General features: G+C 46.2%; 23 protein-coding genes. All 23 read right to left on the reverse strand.

Annotated features, from left to right (window positions below):
* Positions 1-11 precede the first annotated feature (11 nt).
* A complete protein-coding gene (locus BLU03_RS00560) occupies positions 12-731 on the reverse strand; it encodes a P-loop NTPase family protein (RefSeq protein ID WP_008587856.1) in 720 nt (239 codons plus the stop codon).
* Entirely contained in the window at positions 724-1,779 is a 1,056-nt protein-coding gene (locus BLU03_RS00565) for a flagellar biosynthesis protein FlhF (protein ID WP_093104863.1), read from the reverse strand. The genes BLU03_RS00560 and BLU03_RS00565 overlap by 8 nt, the downstream gene beginning before the upstream one ends.
* On the reverse strand, positions 1,776-3,806 hold the full coding sequence (gene flhA, locus BLU03_RS00570) for a flagellar biosynthesis protein FlhA (RefSeq protein WP_008587861.1): 2,031 nt from the start codon (positions 3,804-3,806) through the stop codon (positions 1,776-1,778). Before flhA ends, BLU03_RS00565 begins: the two co-directional genes overlap by 4 nt.
* A 21-nt stretch (positions 3,807-3,827) precedes the next feature.
* Positions 3,828-4,910, reverse strand: coding sequence for a flagellar biosynthesis protein FlhB (gene flhB / locus BLU03_RS00575; protein ID WP_008587863.1), 1,083 nt, complete (start codon positions 4,908-4,910; stop codon positions 3,828-3,830).
* A 4-nt stretch (positions 4,911-4,914) separates the two neighbouring features.
* Positions 4,915-5,694: a flagellar biosynthetic protein FliR gene (fliR, locus tag BLU03_RS00580; RefSeq protein WP_040609076.1), complete on the reverse strand. Its 780-nt coding sequence runs from the start codon at positions 5,692-5,694 to the stop codon at positions 4,915-4,917.
* Positions 5,695-5,698: 4 nt separating this feature from the next.
* Positions 5,699-5,968, reverse strand: coding sequence for a flagellar biosynthesis protein FliQ (gene fliQ, locus BLU03_RS00585; protein WP_008587867.1), 270 nt, complete (start codon positions 5,966-5,968; stop codon positions 5,699-5,701).
* 10 nt (positions 5,969-5,978) lie between these two features.
* Positions 5,979-6,644: a flagellar type III secretion system pore protein FliP gene (fliP, locus tag BLU03_RS00590; protein WP_008587869.1), complete on the reverse strand. Its 666-nt coding sequence runs from the start codon at positions 6,642-6,644 to the stop codon at positions 5,979-5,981.
* On the reverse strand, positions 6,637-7,212 hold the full coding sequence (locus BLU03_RS00595; RefSeq protein WP_008587871.1) for a flagellar biosynthetic protein FliO: 576 nt from the start codon (positions 7,210-7,212) through the stop codon (positions 6,637-6,639). The genes fliP and BLU03_RS00595 overlap by 8 nt, the downstream gene beginning before the upstream one ends.
* Before the next feature lie 5 nt (positions 7,213-7,217).
* A complete protein-coding gene (locus BLU03_RS00600; RefSeq protein WP_008587872.1) occupies positions 7,218-7,580 on the reverse strand; it encodes a response regulator in 363 nt (120 codons plus the stop codon).
* Positions 7,581-7,601: 21 nt separating this feature from the next.
* Positions 7,602-8,768, reverse strand: coding sequence for a flagellar motor switch phosphatase FliY (fliY, locus tag BLU03_RS00605; RefSeq protein WP_076570412.1), 1,167 nt, complete (start codon positions 8,766-8,768; stop codon positions 7,602-7,604).
* Positions 8,758-9,762 (reverse strand): flagellar motor switch protein FliM, encoded by a 1,005-nt coding sequence (fliM, locus tag BLU03_RS00610; RefSeq protein WP_093104865.1) that lies wholly within the window; start codon positions 9,760-9,762, stop codon positions 8,758-8,760. Before fliM ends, fliY begins: the two co-directional genes overlap by 11 nt.
* A gap of 27 nt (positions 9,763-9,789) precedes the next feature.
* Positions 9,790-10,206 (reverse strand): flagellar basal body-associated protein FliL, encoded by a 417-nt coding sequence (fliL, locus tag BLU03_RS00615; protein ID WP_076570409.1) that lies wholly within the window; start codon positions 10,204-10,206, stop codon positions 9,790-9,792.
* The gene (locus tag BLU03_RS00620) at positions 10,206-10,418 is read right to left on the reverse strand and encodes a flagellar FlbD family protein (RefSeq protein ID WP_008587881.1); all 213 of its coding nucleotides are present in this window, start codon (positions 10,416-10,418) and stop codon (positions 10,206-10,208) included. Before BLU03_RS00620 ends, fliL begins: the two co-directional genes overlap by 1 nt.
* 50 nt (positions 10,419-10,468) lie before the next feature.
* Complete coding sequence (flgG, locus tag BLU03_RS00625) at positions 10,469-11,374, reverse strand: flagellar basal body rod protein FlgG (RefSeq protein ID WP_093104869.1); 906 nt, start codon at positions 11,372-11,374, stop codon at positions 10,469-10,471.
* Between the two features lie 78 nt (positions 11,375-11,452).
* Entirely contained in the window at positions 11,453-11,812 is a 360-nt protein-coding gene (locus BLU03_RS00630) for a TIGR02530 family flagellar biosynthesis protein (protein WP_008587885.1), read from the reverse strand.
* A complete protein-coding gene (flgD, locus tag BLU03_RS00635) occupies positions 11,802-12,263 on the reverse strand; it encodes a flagellar hook assembly protein FlgD (protein WP_093105582.1) in 462 nt (153 codons plus the stop codon). The genes BLU03_RS00630 and flgD overlap by 11 nt, the downstream gene beginning before the upstream one ends.
* A gap of 9 nt (positions 12,264-12,272) precedes the next feature.
* On the reverse strand, positions 12,273-13,676 hold the full coding sequence (locus BLU03_RS00640) for a flagellar hook-length control protein FliK (RefSeq protein WP_245698681.1): 1,404 nt from the start codon (positions 13,674-13,676) through the stop codon (positions 12,273-12,275).
* A gap of 29 nt (positions 13,677-13,705) precedes the next feature.
* Entirely contained in the window at positions 13,706-14,281 is a 576-nt protein-coding gene (locus BLU03_RS00645; RefSeq protein ID WP_008587891.1) for a MotE family protein, read from the reverse strand.
* 4 nt (positions 14,282-14,285) lie between these two features.
* Positions 14,286-14,732, reverse strand: a complete 447-nt coding sequence (fliJ, locus tag BLU03_RS00650; protein ID WP_008587892.1) for a flagellar export protein FliJ — start codon at positions 14,730-14,732, stop codon at positions 14,286-14,288.
* 54 nt (positions 14,733-14,786) lie between these two features.
* Positions 14,787-16,103 (reverse strand): flagellar protein export ATPase FliI, encoded by a 1,317-nt coding sequence (gene fliI / locus BLU03_RS00655; RefSeq protein WP_008587894.1) that lies wholly within the window; start codon positions 16,101-16,103, stop codon positions 14,787-14,789.
* Between the two features lies 1 nt (position 16,104).
* Positions 16,105-16,833 carry a flagellar assembly protein FliH gene (gene fliH / locus BLU03_RS00660; RefSeq protein ID WP_176765371.1) on the reverse strand — a complete coding sequence of 243 codons (729 nt, stop codon included), beginning with the start codon at positions 16,831-16,833 and terminating at the stop codon, positions 16,105-16,107.
* Complete coding sequence (fliG, locus tag BLU03_RS00665) at positions 16,826-17,833, reverse strand: flagellar motor switch protein FliG (protein ID WP_008587899.1); 1,008 nt, start codon at positions 17,831-17,833, stop codon at positions 16,826-16,828. Before fliG ends, fliH begins: the two co-directional genes overlap by 8 nt.
* A 12-nt stretch (positions 17,834-17,845) precedes the next feature.
* The gene (fliF, locus tag BLU03_RS00670) at positions 17,846-19,441 is read right to left on the reverse strand and encodes a flagellar basal-body MS-ring/collar protein FliF (protein ID WP_093104880.1); all 1,596 of its coding nucleotides are present in this window, start codon (positions 19,439-19,441) and stop codon (positions 17,846-17,848) included.
* Between the last annotated feature and the right edge of the window lie 14 nt (positions 19,442-19,455).

Below are 19,455 nucleotides of genomic sequence, written 5' to 3' on the forward strand. Positions count from 1 at the left end.
GATGGTTCTTTTCAGATTTCTGCCATTAATTTTTTCAGCCTGATCAGAAACGAATCCCCGGTTCTCCTTTCCTTTTTAAGCTCGTTTACAGAAGCGGAAAATACGGATTGACTTCCGCCCGTGCCAGGGAGTGGAACCGGCAGATTCACCTCTTTGCCGAGAAAATCGGCCGTCACCTTTTTGACCCTTTCGAGAGCTTTTCTATCATTACGTTCATCCGAAATCCTGTTAGGCAATAGAGAAATGCGCTGTTCTCGAGAAGCGGAGTGTAACTTCTTTATCATTGCATACGCTTTTTTAAGGGAAACATCACTATTTTCCATTATAATGAACGTTTCGTCGGCACATGCGGCTAATCCGGCTTCTTCCCGTAATATTCCACTTCCCAAATCGAGGAATATATAGTCATGTTTGAACAGCATCTTTTCGAAATCCGGAAAAGAATAGGGAAATGAAGTCGTTTCCACCTGATACGGAGCTTCTTTATACACTCCGGAAGCTGTATGAATGGCTGCCTCTTCCGATAAAATCCCTGATGATGTACGTCTTTCTCTGCCTCTTCCGATGATGAGAACTTCCGAACCGGTCAAGCTTAATTCCATCGCAAAATCTGCAGCTATATCAGTACGCTTCTCCGTGCTTTCGGCATTGAGGATAGAAATGACTCCCGCTTTGGTCGTAACGTGCCGAGCCTCCAATTTTCTTCTGAGATTTTCGGCCTGGTCACTCACTCGTTTCTATCTCCTTCAGCATTTGCTCCGTGAGTTCCGACAATGGGAGTGTAGTTATATCATCAGGAACATTCTGACCGGTAGTAACGAAGGAAACAGTTTTTTTATATTTAACGGCTAAGCTTACCGCTGCACCGAAGCTTCCGGATTCATCCATCTTTGTGAAAATCAATGAGTGGAGAGGCACTTCTGAAAATCGTTTATACACTGCCTCTATATCTTTAAATTTACTTGTCATCGAAAGGACAAGGATGGTATCTGCCTCTTCATCGAAGTCAATTATCTTCTGCAGCTCGCTTACGTAGGAAGAATCTTTGTAATTTCTTCCTGCCGTATCAACGATTACAAGATCTTTATCTTTCATTTCCTCCCTCGCTTTCCTGTAATCCTCCAGATTGTAAACAACCTCCATCGGGATGTTCAAAAGCCTGGCGTAGGTACGCAGCTGCTCGATAGCTGCTATCCGGTACGTGTCTGTGGTAATGAAACCTACCGACAAATTATCATCCAATATTGCATTGGCGGCCAGTTTAGCAGCCGTAGTCGTCTTGCCGACCCCTGTAGGTCCAATAAGATGGATGTATTTATTATTCCCCGGACGGGAGGTGGCCGGGATTTCTGTGATTCCTTTGTGTAAATGATCTCTCACCCTTCCCCAGAAGGGATCCGTACCATTTTTTTCTCGTCTGATTTCCTGAAGGATCTCCGGATTAAGCTCGTGTTCTAAAAATGCGGAAATTTCCGTCTGTTCTTTTGCAGCCTTCGCTGAAGCTGAAGAGAGGGGCCGGACTGTTTCTTTACGCTGCTGTCCCCCCGCTTCGGAGGAAGTGCGTGGGGGAACGTCTTTCTCACTGACTGTATGACCAGTTTCCGGAGGTTCGGATTCTATAGCAGCCGTTATTTCTATCCGAATCTTTTTGAACAGCCCGAAGACCCCTTTCGTTTTCTTTTTCCTGGAATTTAGAATGATCGCCTGGACACCCATCTCTTCTTTAACTTTTTTCATGACCAGAGGCATCGTTTCCGCCTCAAACTTCTTTACGATCATCCCAGACTCACCGCCCCGACGCTCTGCACTTCTACATTCGGGTCGATTTCATTGTAGGAAAGAACGATTACCTGAGGTAAGAAACGGTTGAGTAATTGTTTCACGTACATTCGTATTGCTGGTGAGCAGAGAATGATGGCGTTTTCTTCCTGCAGGGATAACTTTTCCACCTTATTCGCCACACTCTCCGTAATCTGCTGCTGTCTTTCCGGATCAAGGGCGAGGAAACTCCCATGTTCCGTCTGCTGAACATGATCTGCAATTAATTTTTCTACCTGCCCTGAAATCGTAACCACTTTAATTACACCTTCTTCTTTTTTGTACTGATTCGTTATTTGTGTAGCCAGCGACTGACGTACATATTCGGCCAGAAGATCCGTGTCGCTCGTCATTTTGGCAAAATCGGCGAGAGTTTCGAAAATGACCGGCAGGTTTTTGATTGACACATTTTCCTGCAGCAGTTTAGCCAGCACTTTCTGCACCTCTCCAATCGCCATCGGCTCCGGTGTAACTTCTCCGGCAAGCACCGGGTATGATCCCTTCAGGTGATCGATCAGTTGCTGGGTCTCCTGATGTCCAAGAAGTTCGTGAGCATGCCGTTTAATCGTTTCAGTTACGTGAGTGGAAACGACCGAAGGAGGGTCGACGACTGTATAGCCCAGTAACTCGGCTTCGTCTTTCATATCTTCCTCCACCCACTTGGCCGGCAATCCGAAAGCAGGCTCCACCGTATCTATACCTTCCACCATTCCGTCGTCCTCCCCTGGTGTCATCGCCAGATAATGATCCAGCAGAAGTTCTCCTTTCGCCACTTCGTTCCCTTTTATTTTCAGCCGATATTCATTCGGATTAAGCTGAATATTATCCCTTATTCTCACTACGGGTATGACAATTCCAAGTTCGATCGCAATCTGCCTGCGTATCATGACTATTCTGTCCAGCAGATCCCCTCCCTGATTTGCATCAGCGATAGGAATGAGCGCATAACCGAATTCAAATTCAATCGGATCCATACTGATGAGATCCACTACATTTTCCGGAGCCTTCATCTGCTCACTCTCGTTTCTCTCTTCATCCTCCTCTTCGATATCAAGCTCGCCCGTTTCTCTCGACAGCCAATATCCTCCGAATATCATAACTGAGGAGATTAACATTGTAAGTGTAAACGGGATGGGAGTGAGACCGAGCAGAAAAATCGCTCCGCCGGCCACGTACAGGAGTTTCGGAAAACGAAATAATTGATCAGTCAAATCGTTACCCAGGTTCCCTTTGGAAGCTACTCTTGTAACCACTACACCCGTTGCCGTGGAAAGGAGAAGGGCGGGGATCTGACTTACAAGCCCGTCTCCGACCGTAAGTCTCATATATGTATCAATTGCTTCCTGAAACCCGAGCCCCATCTGAACCATTCCTATGATAAGCCCGAATATGATGTTCATTAAAACGATGATGATTCCGGCAATAGCGTCTCCTTTTACAAACTTACTAGCCCCGTCCATCGCTCCATAAAAATCAGCTTCCTGCTCCACTTTATCTCTACGTTCTTTCGCCTGATGCTCATTGATCATACCCGCATTCAAATCAGCATCGATACTCATCTGTTTCCCGGGCATGGCATCGAGAGTGAAACGGGCAGCAACTTCCGATACCCGCTCCGCCCCTTTCGTGATGACGAGAAATTGAATGATTACCAGGATGATGAAGACGACGAAACCGACCAGAGGATTTCCCCCGATGACAAATGTACCGAAAGTTTCGATCACCTCTCCCGCTCTGGCTTCAGAAAGGATGGACCGGGTCGTCGACACGTTCAAACCGAGCCGGAAAAGAGTCATTAGTAAAAGAAGAGTGGGGAAAACCGCAAACTGCAGCACGTCGTCCATATTCATCGAAACGAGAATAACAAGAAGAGCCAGAGTGATGTTCACCATGATCAAAAAACTCAATAACCACCCGGGAAGAGGTATAACCAACATGACTATAATTAATATAATTCCTAATAATACAGATAAGTCCCTCGCTGACATTTTCGTCTCTCCTTAATGAATTCAAACTTTTTTCTGCAATTTATATACATAAGCCAGAACTTCGGCCACCGCCTGAAAAAATTCTTCTTCAATCGGTTCATTGATTTCCGTACGACTGTAAAGCCCTCGGGCGAGCGGGCGATTCTCAACTGTGATAACGTCATGCGCCCTGGCTGTTTCCTTAATTTTAAGAGCGATGAAATCGACTCCTTTCGCCACCACAAATGGAGCGTCCGATTTCTGTTCGTTATACTTGAGAGCCACGGCGTAGTGGGTCGGGTTAGTAATAATTACATCCGCTTCCGGAACTTCACTCATCATTCGTGCAGCAGACATCTGCCGCTGTTTTTCCTTGATTTTAGCCCGGATCTGAGGGTCACCCTCCATATTTTTATATTCATCTTTTATATCTTTTTTGGACATTCGAATGTTTTTTTCGTGATCATACTTCTGATAGGTGTAATCGATCACGGAAAGAAGCAGCAGGGCCATAGCCGAAGCAAGTCCCATTATCATAGTCGTATTTCCGAAAAAAGAGAGAGCCGCATCCAGGGATTTCTGAGCCGACATGATCATATCGTTTTTATTGGTCCAGATGACCGAAAAGGTTATGACACCGATCACAGTTATTTTCAACAGTGACTTCACCAGTTCCACCAGTGCCCTCGCGGAAAAAATACGTTTAAAACCCTGGATGGGGTTCAATTTCTTCGGGTCGACTTTCAAAGGTTCTGCCGTAAACATCACCCCGACCTGGATAAGGTTGGAAGTCAGCCCGGCCACGATCGCTATCCCCATGACAGGGGCCAGTACCTTGGAAATCTCGAGCGACATTTTGTTGAGTACGTGACTTACAGTCTGTTCGGTTATGTCCAGATGTATGTATTCCGTAAAGGATTGTTCGTACATCGTCAGCAGCGTGTCTTTGAGCATGGGACCGATAAGGTAAAGAGTACTGAACGTAAGCAGCAGAAGAAATCCGGTGTTCACATCCTGACTCTTTGCCACCTGCCCCTTTTTACGGGAATCCTGTTTCTTCTTGGGCGTAGCTTTTTCCGTTTTCTCATCAGCAGCGAAGTATTGCAGATCAAGTTTCAGTCGCATTCCTCTAAGACCTCCCCAGCACATCGATAAAGCCGCGCATAGTTTCAAGAACGAGATCGAAAATCTCTTCGATCAGAAGCACATAAAAGCCCATTACGATTGTTAAAACTGCCAACGCTACAAATATTTTCAGAGGCAGCCCCACTACAAATACGTTCAGCTGCGGTACGGTACGGGCGATAATCCCAAGTGCCACATCCACGAGAAACAGACAGCCGACCAGTGGAAGAGCCATAAGAAAAGCTGAGATGAACATTTCATTGAATGTATAAATGACGAATTCTATCCAGGACTCGTTTTGAAACTGCAGGAACTGATCGATCTCTATGGCTTGATAGCTGTAAAAGATACCGTCAATCATTAAATGATGGCCGTCCGTTACGAGAATGAACAGAAGAGTCACCGTATATAAATACTGACCGATCAAAGGGCTTTGGGCACCCGTCTGGGGATCGACGACGTTCGCTATGGCAAAGCCCATCTGGAAGTCGATGAATCCCCCGGCCACCTGGACTGCAGTAATGGCAACGTATGCCAGTAATCCTATGAAAAGACCCGTAATCGCTTCTTTCAACATCAGCATAAAAAACATTTCATCCAGCGAGAATTGAGGAGGTTCAATAGAAATATATAATATTAGTGCAAGAAAAAATGAGAAACCCACTTTATATTGTGCAGGAATTGTCCGATATGAGAATAGTGGGAGAGTCGCAAAAAAAGCGGTGATTCTTATAAAAACCAGTAAAAATGCGGGGACGTTTGCAAGTGTAGCCCATTCCGCCACGGGGTTACCCTACCAGCATGTTCAAATTCCTGAACACTGAAGCCGTAAATTCCACCATATTGGTCAACATCCATGGACCAAAAAACACAAGACCGATCAGAACCGCTACAATCTTCGGGACGAAAGCGAGCGTCTGTTCCTGAATTTGAGTAGTAGCCTGAAAAATACTCACAATTAACCCGACTGCCAGAGCGAGAATCAGCAAAGGACCTGTCACGATCAAAACAGTATACACCCCATCTTTGGCAAACTGTATAACCATTTCACTATTCATTTTTTTCCTCCTAGAAACCTTCCAGTAAAGAATGTGTAATCAAATACCAGCCGTCCACAAGAACGAACAATAAAATTTTGAACGGAAGAGAAATCATAACCGGTGGAAGCATCATCATCCCCATAGACATAAGTACACTGGCGACAGCCATATCAATGACAAGAAAAGGTACAAAGATCATGAAGCCCATCTGAAAAGCAGTTTTCAATTCACTGATGGCATAAGCCGGCACGAGAGTAGTCATCGGAATTTCCTGTACAGTTTCCGGAGCTTCGGCACCGGAGTAGTTAAGGAACAGTTCCAGATCTTTCTGTCGTGTATGGGAAGACATAAATTCTTTCATCGGTTCGCTCGCGTTCGTATAGGCTTCTTCGAGTGATATCTCTTCTTCGAGGAGTGGTGTCAGAGCATTCTCATTCACCTCATTGAAGGTAGGCGCCATTATAAAGAACGTAAGAAACAGCGCCAGACCGATCAAAACCTGATTGGGAGGCATCTGTTGGGTGGCCAGTGAAGTCCGGACAAATGAGAGTACAATGATGATCCTCGCAAAACTTGTCATTAAAATGAGAATACCCGGAGCTATCGACAATATTGTCAAAAGCAGAAGCAGCTGAACGGAAGTCGATATACTTTCAGGGTCAGCCCCCGAAAACAGGTCTACAAATTCACTCATCTGTATGATCCTTTCCGCGGCCGTTTCTCATCCTGTTCTCTTTCATAAGAGAAAGCTGCTTATCAAAGAGCTGGTGAAACTGCTTGCCGGAATTTTCATTGTCGCCCGAAAGATCGGACTCACCGTTTAATAACTGTTTCCTCGTTTCCTCATCGGTGATTTCCGTTAGCATCTCCACTGTGTCTCCCACTCCGATAATATAGACGTGTCCCCCGATTTTCACTGCCTGTACGGAGCGATTCTGACCGAGAGGTACTCCGCCGAGATTGTGCATCTGTCGCGTATTGGAAAAGAGATTATTCTTTTTCTGTATGAACTTCAGCACACCATATATCAGTCCGAGTACGAACACTAAAGCGAGAATCAGCTTGGTTGCACTCCACCATAAAGGTTCGGCAGCAGGCTGCTCTTCATTTTCCTCTTTGCTTTCCCCTCCTTCTTCGCTGCATCCGTCGATTCCCGGATTCTTCGCACATTCACTCACGCTGGGGCTTGAACTGTAAGCGACTGCCGGACTCAGACACAGAAAAGAAAACATGATAATAATAAGGGTTATGAACTTTTTCATAAAACCTATTTCAGAGCTTTTTGGATCGCTTCGATCATACGATCCGCCTGGAATGGTTTTACAACGAAATCCTTTGCCCCTGCCTGTATGGCCTCCACGACCATCGCCTGCTGCCCCATAGCAGAACAAATCACTACCCGGGCTTCCGGATCCGACTGCCTTATCTCTTTCAGAGCCTGTATCCCGTCTTTCTCCGGCATTGTTATGTCCATCGTTACGAGGTCAGGTTTATATTCGTGATACATATCTACAGCCATCTGCCCGTTTTCTGCTTCCGCTTCCACTTCGTATCCATTCTTCGCTACAATATCCCGGATCATCTTCCTCATAAATGCAGCATCATCCACGATCATTATTCGCTCGCTCATTCTTACAGTCACTCCCTGGTTCTACCTTAATTTTTTCAGTCTGTCCTGCTGGCTTAAAATGTCGGTCACTCTTACTCCGAAGTTTTCATCAATCACTACTACTTCTCCAGTGGCCATCAGCTTTTCATTTACGAATATTTCTACCGGTTCCCCCGCAAGTTTATCAAGTTCCAAAATCGACCCGGAACTCAGATCAAGTATTTCTCTGATGGATCTTTTCGTCCGTCCCAGCTCGACCGTAACGTTCAGCGGGATGTCCAGCAGCATATCAAGATTATTCCGACCGGAAGGAGCGGCATGGTGGTTGTGGAAATTTTCAAACTCTACCGATTCTGCATGACTTTCTCCGGTCGAGTGCCTGCCGAGCATTTGAGGTTTTCCGTTTTCGGCAGAAGAAAAAGAGGCAGTTTCCTCCGGGTTCTGTTCGTGTGCCGCCGGCTTTTTGACGTCCGAATATTTCGCTGTACTATTCGAACGATTTTCATTCCTTTGTTCTTGTTCATTCTCAGGACTCATCAGCTGCTCTACAAGCCCCTTCGAGAAATCAACGGGAAGCAGCTGCATAATTTCGGAATCGACTACCTCTCCGATTTTAAGGCGAAAAGATATTTTCGTCAGCAGATCCTCCGTGGGGATGTAATCAACACCTATTTTATTATCAATATCGAGCATCGTTATTTCCGGCGGGGATATATCAATTCTCGTGCGGAACATCGAAGACATGCTTGTGGCGGCGGAACCCATCATCTGGTTCATCGCTTCCTGAACGGCACTTAAATGAATGTCTCCAAGCTCCTCTTCCGGAGAAGTTCCATCCCCACCGAGCATAAGATCGGCTATAATTGCAGCGTCTTTCACCTTCAGGACGAGCAGATTGTCACCGGAAATACCGCTCGTATATGTAACCAGAACCGCCACGTAAGGTTCGGGGAAGGTATCCTCCAGTTCTTTACGTAAAATCGTAGTCGTCTCGGGCGTAGTGATTTGAACTTTCTGATTTAAGAGTGCAGAAAGCGCCGTTGTGGAATTGCCGAAAGAAATATTACCTATTTCCCCGAGCGTATCTTTCTCGACTTCGGAAAGTCCCGGCTGTTCCTCGTCATTCACAACGTTTTCCGCTACTTCTTCATCATCACTCTCATTTAATAGTGCATCGATTTCATCTTGAGACAGCATATCATCCTTCATCGTCTTTCTCCTCCCTTTCCAGGGTTTCTAAAACCTGTACAGCTATTTTATTTTTCACTTTACCGGGCTGCACCAGGAACTTGTCCTCTCTTCCCACTTTCAGCTGCAGCGGTTTGTCCACCGGCTGGTTCAGCTGGATCGTATCTCCCTTTTTCAAATGCAGAAACTCATCTATACTGATGTCTGTATTACCGAGTTCAGCACTTACATCGACCTTCGTCTTTTCCACCGTTTTCGTCAGTGCCTGATACTCTTTCGGGTCTCTTTCCTTCAATTGTTTCTGCTGCATCCAGTAGTGGACGGACAAATTAGGAACGATCGGTTCAAGTACTACCTGAGGAATGCATATATTCAGCATCCCGCTTGTCTCCCCTATCGTTGTATTCAGCGAAACGACAACTACAGTCTCATTGGGAGAGACCATCTGAAGAAATTGTGTATTCACTTCAAATTCTTCGAGAACCGGTTCGATTTCCACTATGGAGCCCCATGCTTCCTGATAGTTTCCGAGCGCCCGTTCGAACAGTTTAGACATAAGAGTGGTTTCTATCTCTGTCAGATTCTCCACTTTGTTTACACTTTCCCCACGGCCGCCGAGGACCCGGTCAAGCATGGCGTATGCTATATTCGGGTTCGCTTCGAGCAGGATACGTGACTCGAGCGGCTGCACACTGAATATATTGAGTATAGTCATGGAGGGAATGGAACGGATGAACTCTTCGTAGGGCAGCTGATCGACAGAAGCTACACTGATATTCACATACGCTCTCAGTTGAGCGGAAAAATAAGTCGTCAGAAGTCTCGCGAAGTTTTCATGTATCCGTGCGAGTGACCGGATCTGATCCTTGGAAAAACGGAGGGCTCTTTTAAAATCATATACCCTCACTCTTTTTTTCTCTTTATCGTTCCTTAACTCCTCTGCATCCATTTCTCCGGTGGAGATGGCCGATAGTAAGGAGTCGATTTCACTTTGTGATAATATATCTTCCGCCACTGTTCCGCCTCCTTCTGCCAATCTGCTTTACTGCAGAACTTTACTGATTGTATACACCTTTGTGACTTTCCCCTTCTTCATAACCTCATTAAGTTTTGAACTTATGGAATCTTCAAGGGTGGTTAAATCAGCTTTGAAATCCTCTTCGTTCATCCGGGCCAGCTGTTTGAGGATTACGTTCTTCATTTGAAAATCACGTTTCTCAAGTTCTTTTAATGAATCTTTACTATCCGTTACAATACGGAAGCTGATACGGACAAAACCTCCATCTTTAAGATCCGTCGTCATCTCTTCTGTCTCCAGAGAAGCATTCCTTATGTCGTCGATACTTCTTTCTCCATCAGCTTTTGTGTCGTTCATGTTGAGTACGAGAACTATCGCTCCTACCCCCAGTACTGTTAATACGGAAAGTATGATAAGTGTAGTTTTCATCAATTTCGACATTATTCTTCACCTGCTTTACTGACTACCTGCCACAGACCGATCTCCCTGTAGAAACGTTTTATTTTTCCTACGACTTCTTTTTTCTCCTCTTTCACTACAAACGTTTTCCCCCTGGTAGTCGTAATGGTCGTATCCGGCGTCGATTGAACCTGCTCAATGTAAATAGCATTGAAAACAAACTGTTCTCCGTTAAATCTTGTCAGCTCAATCATAGTATGTATGGAGGGCGATACGCCCTCCTTCTCCTTCCTGTTGATGATAATTAACGCTTAAGATTGATCAGTTCATTCAAAATCTCATCCGACGTAGTAATGATTCTCGTGTTAGCCTGAAATCCTCTTTGTGCCGTTATCATTTCCGTAAATTCTTCAGCCAGATCAACGTTCGACATTTCAAGAGTACCTGATACGAGCTGACCGGCTCCGTCCTCGCCGGCTATACTCAAGTTATCGATACCAAGAGGCCCGCCTGCCGGACCGCCCACCCATCCGGCGTTGGCCGTTTCCTGAAATTCATTGTTGCCGATTTTCCTGAGTCCGGACGGGTTGGAGAAATTTGCCAGCATCACACGTCCCGCTACCTCTGTTTCCCCCTCCGGGTTCACGTAGTTAATGGTTCCGTCACTTTGTACACTGAAACTCTGGGCGTCAGAAGGAATGGTCAGCGCGCCTGCCCGGCCCGTCAATCCGGTTCCATTCCCCTGATCTCCGATGATATACTTACCATCTCCATTCACAAGGACACCGTCACTGTCGAGGTAAAAATTTCCGGCTCTTGAAAAAGTGACATTCTCATCCCCCTGCAGGCTTCCGCCCGTAGCTGTTCCATCCCCGCTTTCATACATAGCGAACATCCCGTCCCCTTCTATGGAAAGGTCCAGAGGCCGGTTAGTTGTTTGTCTGTTTCCCTGGGTGTGCAGGTTATCGATGGTGCCTACTTTGGAACCGAGACCGACCTGTTTAGCATTCACTCCGCCGAGCGTACGCCCGGGGCCGCCCCCAAGCGGGCCCTGAGCACCCTGCATCGTCTGACTCATCATCCCCTGGAACGTCGTTCTTCCTTTTTTGAAACCGAAAGTATTTACGTTGGCAATGTTATTTCCTATCGTATCAAGCTTCGTCTGAAAACCTTTCATTCCTGAAATTCCCGAGTACATGGATCGTAGCATGTTATTCATCCTCTCTTTAATTCAATCGCTTCTGTCCATCCGCGATTGGAAGGCTTCCTTTATAAGGTCCGGCCTTTGTTACATAATTATCGTCCCGTCGATGTTGGTGAAAAGACGGCTGTTCGCCGATTGTTTATCCATCGCGGTGACTACGGTATTGCTGTTCGTGTTTACCACCAGCACAGCTTCCTTCGTAAGTACAAGCGAATCACGTACGCCTTTTCGTTTCGCTTCGGTCAATTTCTCCCCGATTTTATTCCACTGTTCGGAGGGTATTTCTATATTTCTTTCTTCCAGTCTCTGTCTGGCATGTTTACTTAACGTAAGCTGCTGACCCAGCACTTCCTGAAAGGAGCGGTCCGTTTCTTTCGGTTTCGACCTTTCACGATTCACATCCAGTGGCATCGGGTGATAGGACCTGTGGATTTTAGGTTCCATGTTGGTCGCCATCCCTGTTATTTCTCACTTCCTGGATGCTGCTCACAGGTACACGGGCTCCATCATCTAATTTAAGGAAAACCTCTCCTTCTTTCAGACTCACGGCTTCCACAACTCCGCTTTTCAGTTCTCCCCGGTCCCCTTCACTTTGCTCTTCCGGGAAATACGCAATCTCTTTAGCAATCATGTGACTGTATTCGGCTACGGAACCTTCTGATTTATTAAAATACTTTTCGAATGTATTACTCATATTCGTCATCTGTTCCAGCTGAGTAAATTGTGCCATTTGAGCAACGAAATCCTTGTCTTTCATCGGATCAAGCGGACTCTGATTCTGCAGCTGACTCATAAGTATTTTCAGGAAATCATCTTTTCCGAGAGTGCCGGCTTCCTGATTATCTCTTTTTTTTATGTGGTTCTCGAGATAATACGTAGAATCGATTGTGTTCAATTCGACCACCTAAACTTTCTCATTTAGTATTTCGGAAAAAGAGAGTTCTTCCGTTTTCAATTCTTCGTCTGTCTCTTCTTCAAAAGTCGGGGTGCGAGCTTCTTCTTCCCTCTCTTCTCTTCCATCCGGAGAGTCTCTTTCGTAAAGGAACTGCTGATTAAAGTTCGGTTCGACTTTTTCAACGACTACCTGATGGGGAGCGAACATGGAACGTAGTTGATGCATGTTGCTTTCGAGTGTTTCCTTCGCCGCCTGCGTACTCACTATCATCCTGACAGTGGTCTCACCGCCTGATTGGGAGAATTTCAGAATCATTTCACCGAGAGACGACGGTTTCAACTTAATCAGCATACGCTGATTCCCCGCTTCATCATGAAAAATCCGGCTGGTAGTAATCATTTCCTGGATCTGTTTAAGGAATTTCTGCCGTCCCGGGTTTTGCGAATCCGTGGAAACGTTTTGGACCGTCATCTGCTCCGCTTTACTCATGGGCATAAAAAAACCGGGGAGGACATTTTTCTCTGTTTTCACTTCCGATACTGCAACGGGATGGTTGGAGCGACTTGAAACAGCTTGCGTTCCCCATTTTTCCGTTTCTTTTACGGGTAACTTCCCTCTCTCCCGTATTGGAGCAGGCAGAGATGTTTCCTCTTTTATAATGTTCACCAGTTTCCTGAACAGCTTTTTCTCTTCTTCAGAACCTGTTGTTTCAGCTGCCGGAACGGTGCCGGTCCGACCTTCCGGAGTTGCGATGAATTTTTCAAGCAGACTTTTAAGAACTTTCACATCTTCTTTATTTACTCTTCCGGCTGCTTTTAGCGTGTGCAGAAGAGTCCGGAAGGTCTGAAACGTATTTTCTTTTTCCTCTCCGGAAGCGCGCTCGCCTCCTTTACTTTGTGGCGGCGGTTCTGAAGCTAAAAGGTTCATAAGCAAAGTGAAAACAGTAGATGTCTCACCGGAAGGTACTCTGTTCAGCAGGTCCGTCAATTCACCGATCGTCGTTCCGTCACTTTCGTGCGTTGCTTGCAACGGCGATTCAGGGATGACCGTATTCTCTTCAATCGCTTTCAAGACTTTGTTTATCATTTCGATTTCCGTGGATAAATTTCCGCTTACCGCTTCTTCACTTAAAAACAGCCCTGGTTCCACTTCCGCCTCTGTCGCCTTTATATAAAACATATCTGTAACTGCCTCTCCGTTTGTCCGCGAAGGCTCGGGCAAGAGCACATACTCTTCAATCGCTTTCATGATTTTGCTAATTATTTTATTTTCCGAGGATGCTTCCATTCCATCATTGGCTGATTTCATGTTCAAAATCAACTCGGCAAACCCGCCTGAAGCCGACTGCGATACGGCTTTTTCTGTGAAGGGAACGGATTTCTCCGATAAATTAACGGCTGGCAAAGGTCCCATTATTTTCAACACTTTCACCTCCTTTCCATTCAGTCAGACGCCAGAAGCTCCGCTACAGTTGCTCCGGTTTCCGGCTCCATTGCGGCAAGTATTTCTCCTCTGGCTTCACTTTCCGTTTCTCTCAGTACTTCTACAACAATAGCCAACTCCATATTTTCGGATATCGAAGCAGCTTTCTCAGGATCCATTTCTTCAAAGGAACCCGCCAATTCTGTAACATTCGTATTTTGTTCATTTTCTTCCTTATCTTCTTTATCGGTTGCACTGCTTTCCAATGTAGCTATTTCCTGTTTCATATCTTCAATTTTACTGTCTTTGGCTTTAACGGTACCTTTAAGCTCCTCGATTTCTTTTTTGTAGTTTTCCACATTTGATTCGAGCTCGGCACTTTTCCGCTCGTTCCGCTTTTCTTCTTCCGCATTATCCGTTTCAGTGAATCCCGGAATTTTCCGGCCAACTTCAGCAGCTTCCTCCATTACGTTCATCCCCATCATCTTCATTACAACAATAGTAAAAATGCCCACAAAAATGAGGGGGACTACTATAACGAAAAAGAACCATTGTAATTTTCCGGCCTTCTGTTCCTCATTGTTTTTCCTGCTCATCTCATCACCTGTTCACTCTGTTTGAGTATTGCTGTAGAGATATCTCGTCCATTTCCCGGGCTTCCTCTTTTTTCAGCCAGCTGCTGTGTTCCTCTATTTTCAGCTCAATCAACTTCTCATATTTTTTCACTTGTTTAAACGCTTCATTACGCTGATCTTCCAGCTCATTCATTTTGAATCTTGCTTCCTGCACCCGGGGATGGAGCTGTTTCACTTCATCTTCTACCATTTGCACCGCATACTGATGATGCTGGATGGACGAAAGGTCCACCATCCCCCCGGAAAGATTATCATCAATTTTCATCTCCAGTTCCTCCTTTTCTTTCAGGAGGTTGTACAGAGACGTCGCTTTTTCTTCAAAAGTATCAACGGCTGCCTGATAGTTCTTCTGCATCTGATCTTTTTCCCGTTCCTTGAATTTCTTCAAATTCAGAAAAGCATTTATGTTCACTATTATTCCACCTTCTACAGACGCTTCTTTTATCTGTGGGCTATGTCTTTGAAATTATCCATCTGTCAGAAACAATTCTTCAAGCTCTGCTACTGTCAGCTCGTAAGGTGCTTTTTCCATAGTTTCCTGCGAAAGGAAATTAATCAGTTCCGGGTACTTGCCGATGGCCGCATCAATACTTTTGCTGCTCCCTTTTTTATAAGCGCCGATCTGGATTAATTCTTTATTCTCTTCGTACGTCGACAGCAGGGAGCGGAACTGCTTCGCTGTCTGCAGATGGCGTTCGGTGACAATCTGATTCATAACTCTGCTTACTGAACTGAGTACGTCCAGTGCAGGATATCTCCCCTGCTCCGCTATTTTACGGTTAAGGATAAAATGGCCGTCCAGTATGCCCCGGACAGTGTCCGATATAGGTTCGTTGAAGTCGTCTCCGTCCACGAGTACAGTGTAAAAAGCAGTGATAGTACCCTCTGCACTGCTCCCGGTCCGTTCCAGCAGCTTTGGAAGCATAGCGAATACGGAAGGGGTATACCCTTTAGTGGTCGGCGGCTCTCCTGTAGCGAGGCCGATTTCCCGCTGAGCCATTGCGACCCTGGTCACCGAATCCATCATTAAATTTACGTCGTACCCGAGAGATCTGAAATATTCACTGATGGCTGTGGCCGTATACGCTCCCTTTTGCCTGAGCAGAGCCGGCTGATCCGAGGTAGCCACGACAACGATTGAACGTTCAAGCCCTTCTTCTCCGAGATCGTTCTCCAAAAATTCCCTTACTTCTCTTCCCCGCTCCCCTATAAGGGCTATGACGTTAATATCTGCCGAGCTGTTACGCGCTATCATACCGAGCAGCGTACTTTTCCCGACGCCACTCCCAGCAAAAATACCTATTCTCTGCCCTTTCCCGACGGTCAACAGGCTGTCTATGGCCCTTACCCCGAGTTCAATCGGCTCTCTGATTCTCGGACGGGAAAGAGGGTTCGGAGGAGACTGGTTCGTTTCGAATTTATCGAGTCCGAGAGGGTGGGCACCTCCATCCATCGGCTCTCCGAGCGCGTTCAGTACCGAACCGATGAGGCCCCTGCCGACTTTAATATTCAAGGGACTGTGGGTAGCTTCCACAAGACTTCCCGGTCTGATTTCAACCATCTCCTGATAGGGCATCAACAGTATATTTTCTCCCTGAAATCCCACAACTTCCGACAGGATCATCCCGTTTTCCGCTTTCGGACAATGGATATAGCACACATCACCTATGGAAGCTTCCGGTCCTTTCGATTCCACCATCAGTCCTACCACTCTGTGAATCCTCCCATAATGCTTATACCTTTGCACCTGAGATATTTCTTCGGTGACTGCCGTTATATCCATTTCATTCTCCTTCCTTCACAAGCTCAATGACCGCTTTTCTGATCAGATCCAGCTGACTGTCGACACTTGCATCTATTCTTCCGAAAGGTGATTCGACATAGCAATCCAGTGGATCGTCAAAATGCTTAACATAGACGGAGACACGGGCTTCGGAATTAATCGTTTTTCTGAGCTCCTCCCGGTATACAGCTACCTGTTCATAAAAATCGGGATGCACATAAATAGAAACAGCCGGCTGATCGGCCACTTCTTTCACGGCTTCAGCGACCAGATGCTGGAACTGTTCAGGATGGTCCTGAAGTGATTGCCCGAGTATGTTTTTGGCTGCGTGCATGGCAATATGCAGCACATCCATTTCGGCACTTTTAATTTTTTCCATCCGCTCTTTTTCTGCCTGATTGATAAGATTGTTCAGTTTTGCAATTAATGAGTCGTACCTTGCTTCGGCCTGCTGCATCCCTTCGGTGTAACCTGACTCGTATGCCTCTTCTCTGGCTGCTGCAAAAACGATCCCCCTTTCTTCCTCAAGGGCCTCTCTTTCTTTTTCTGCCCTGGCCTTCGCACCGTTCAGCAGCTTCTCTGCCTGCTGTTTTCTTTGTTCAAAAAAAGACTCTGCTTCCTCTTCTCTCTGCATGATTTCTTCGTTTTTTGCCGGCAGCCGCTCTTCACTTCCGCGTGAGTGTCCTTCACCCGCAGGGAAAGAGCGGATGGGTATGATACGTTTAGACAATGATGTCATCTCCTCCTCCGCGGGCGATGACAATCTCACCTATCTCTTCAAGTTGTCTGATAGTGCCCACCACTCTCGTCTGGGCTTCTTCGACATCTCTCAGGCGGACAGGGCCCATAATTTCCATTTCTTCTCTGAAATTCTCAACCATTCTTTCCGACATGTTTTCAAACACCACTTCCTGTACTTCGTCACTCGCAACTTTGAGAGACAGCTGTAAATCTTCGCCGTTAACCTCTCTGATCACCCGTTGTATCCCACGGTTATCGAGCGTTACTATGTCTTCGAAGACAAACATCCGTTTCTTAATTTCTTCTGCAAGTTCAGGGTCCCGGGCTTCAAGTGCATCCAGAATTGTTTTCTCCGAACTTCGATCCACCCCGTTCAGCACTTCCACTACAGCCTCTATACCGCCGGTTTCGGTATAGTTATTCGTTAACGTAGCCGACAGCTTATTTTCAAGTATCTGTTCCACTTCATAAATAACTTCCGGCGAAGTGGAATCCATCGTGGCGATTCTGCGCGCAATGTCCGCCTGTACTTCCTGGGGTAGCTCGGATAGAATCTGACCGGCCTGAGATGCATCCAGATATGAGAGAACTAAAGCTATAGTCTGAGGGTGTTCATTCTGGATGAAGTTGAGTACCTGGGCAGGTTCCGCTTTTCTGGCAAAGTCAAAAGGTTTTACCTGAAGGGAGGAAGTAAGTCGGCTCAGGATATTCGAGGCCTCGTCAGTCCCCACGGCTTTTTCCAGAACTTCTTTCGCATAAGAAATCCCGCCCTGTGAAATATAGTCCTGGGCGAGGGCGATCTGGTGAAATTGTTCGACTATCTCTTCTTTCTGAGTGCTGTCCACTTTCTGTACGGAAGAGATCTCAAGCGTCAGCTGTTCCATTTCTTCTTCACTCAGGTGTTTGTAAACCTGGGCGGCTACGTCCGGACCGAGCGATATAAGTAAGGCAGCCGCCTTCTGTTTACCCGAGAGTTTTTTCTGCGGCATTCAGCCACCTCCTTAATCTTCCGAAATCCAGGTTCGCAATAACTTAGCAAAATCTTCCGGATTTTCTTTTGCTATGAGTTCAAGCTGCTTTTTCCTTCTGGCTGCTTCATCATCCCGATCTTCCATGTCTGGTAACGGTTCGGAAACGGTCGTTGCTGGTGCTGTTTCTTCATAATATTCTTCTTCGGTTCTGCGATTGCGGATAATTCTGAATACTAAGAAGATAAGACCAAGGATAAGCAGACCTCCGACGATGTATATCCACAACGGAATCTTCTTCGATTCTTCTTCTGTGAAAGAAGCACCCTGGAATTCCTGGAAAACGATGGACACACTGTCTTCCGGATTTACGTTCTCTTCATATTGAGTATTTATTGAAGTATTGATCATCGAGTTAAGCAGGGTATCGATTTCCCCGGAAACCTCTTCCTGTTCGGCTTCCGTCAAATATTCGAGTTCCCCGTTTTCATTCTGGCCGCTGGCAGTATCCACCGCTACCTGTATACCGAGATCCCGGATTTTGAAGGGACTTTCCTCTATATCCTTATAAATGCGATTGAACTCATTATTAACCGTTTCTTTCGTCATTTCATAATCACCCGGTCCCTCTCCGTCTTCTCCGGGGTAATTCTGCACGTCTTCATCGCCTGATCCTGCCACGCCCCCGGGGGCTCCTCCTCCGGTATAGGCTTCTTCGATCTTTTCTATACTGACAGGAAGCCCTTCCATTTCATCCGGATTTACGGATTCGACAAGTTCTTCCTTACGCTTTTCCTGAGTGAAGTCGATATCCGCAGTGACACTGGTCACCGCTTTCCCGGGACCCATCATGGCTCCGAGCATTTTCTGCACACGCTGCTGTATGTCCCGTTCTATCTGCTTTTTAGTTTCCTGCTGCTGAGTATAATCTGCAGCTCCGGCTACTGCATCAGAACTTTCGGGATCATAATATTCGAAATTCTGATCCATAATAGCTATATTTTCATTAGTAAGATTGGGCACGGATTTCGATGCCAGGTTATACAATGCTTCGACCTGTCCTGCCTCAAGGCGGTGCCCGGGTTCCGTGTTCACTACAATGGAAGCCGACGTCTGCTGCTGATCGTCCGAGACGAATACTTCTTCTTCCGGAATGTTGATCATCACTTTTGCATCATTGATCCCCTCGATGCTGCTCATGAGGGCGGCGAGTTCCGTCTGCATGGAGTCGACACGTATCATATCGAATTCATTATCCGTCATCCCCCAGGATACGTTGTTACTGAAGAAACTGTAATCGATGTTCCCGCTTTCCGGGATCCCGGCCGCTGCCAGGTCCACAAGAAGAGACTCTGCGTTCTCGGCGGGTACGCTGATGGTAGTACCCCCGTCCGTTATCTCATATTCTACTCCCCGGGCTTCAAGTTCCCCTTTCACCTGCCCTACTTCCGACTGGGAAAGCTCCTGATAGAGCGGGACCATATTCGTTCTGGAAGCAAAAATACTAATAACTACTATAATGAACAAAAGAGCAAAAACTGATCCGACCATCAGTCTTTTTTGCCCTTTTGACCTATCTCTCCAGTAAGCAGTCGCTTTATTTTTAAAATCGTCAAATTTCTCGTTCATATTAGCCCCCACAA

The sequence above is a fragment of the Salimicrobium album genome, assembly GCF_900107115.1.
Taxonomy (GTDB): domain Bacteria; phylum Bacillota; class Bacilli; order Bacillales; family Halobacillaceae; genus Salimicrobium; species Salimicrobium album.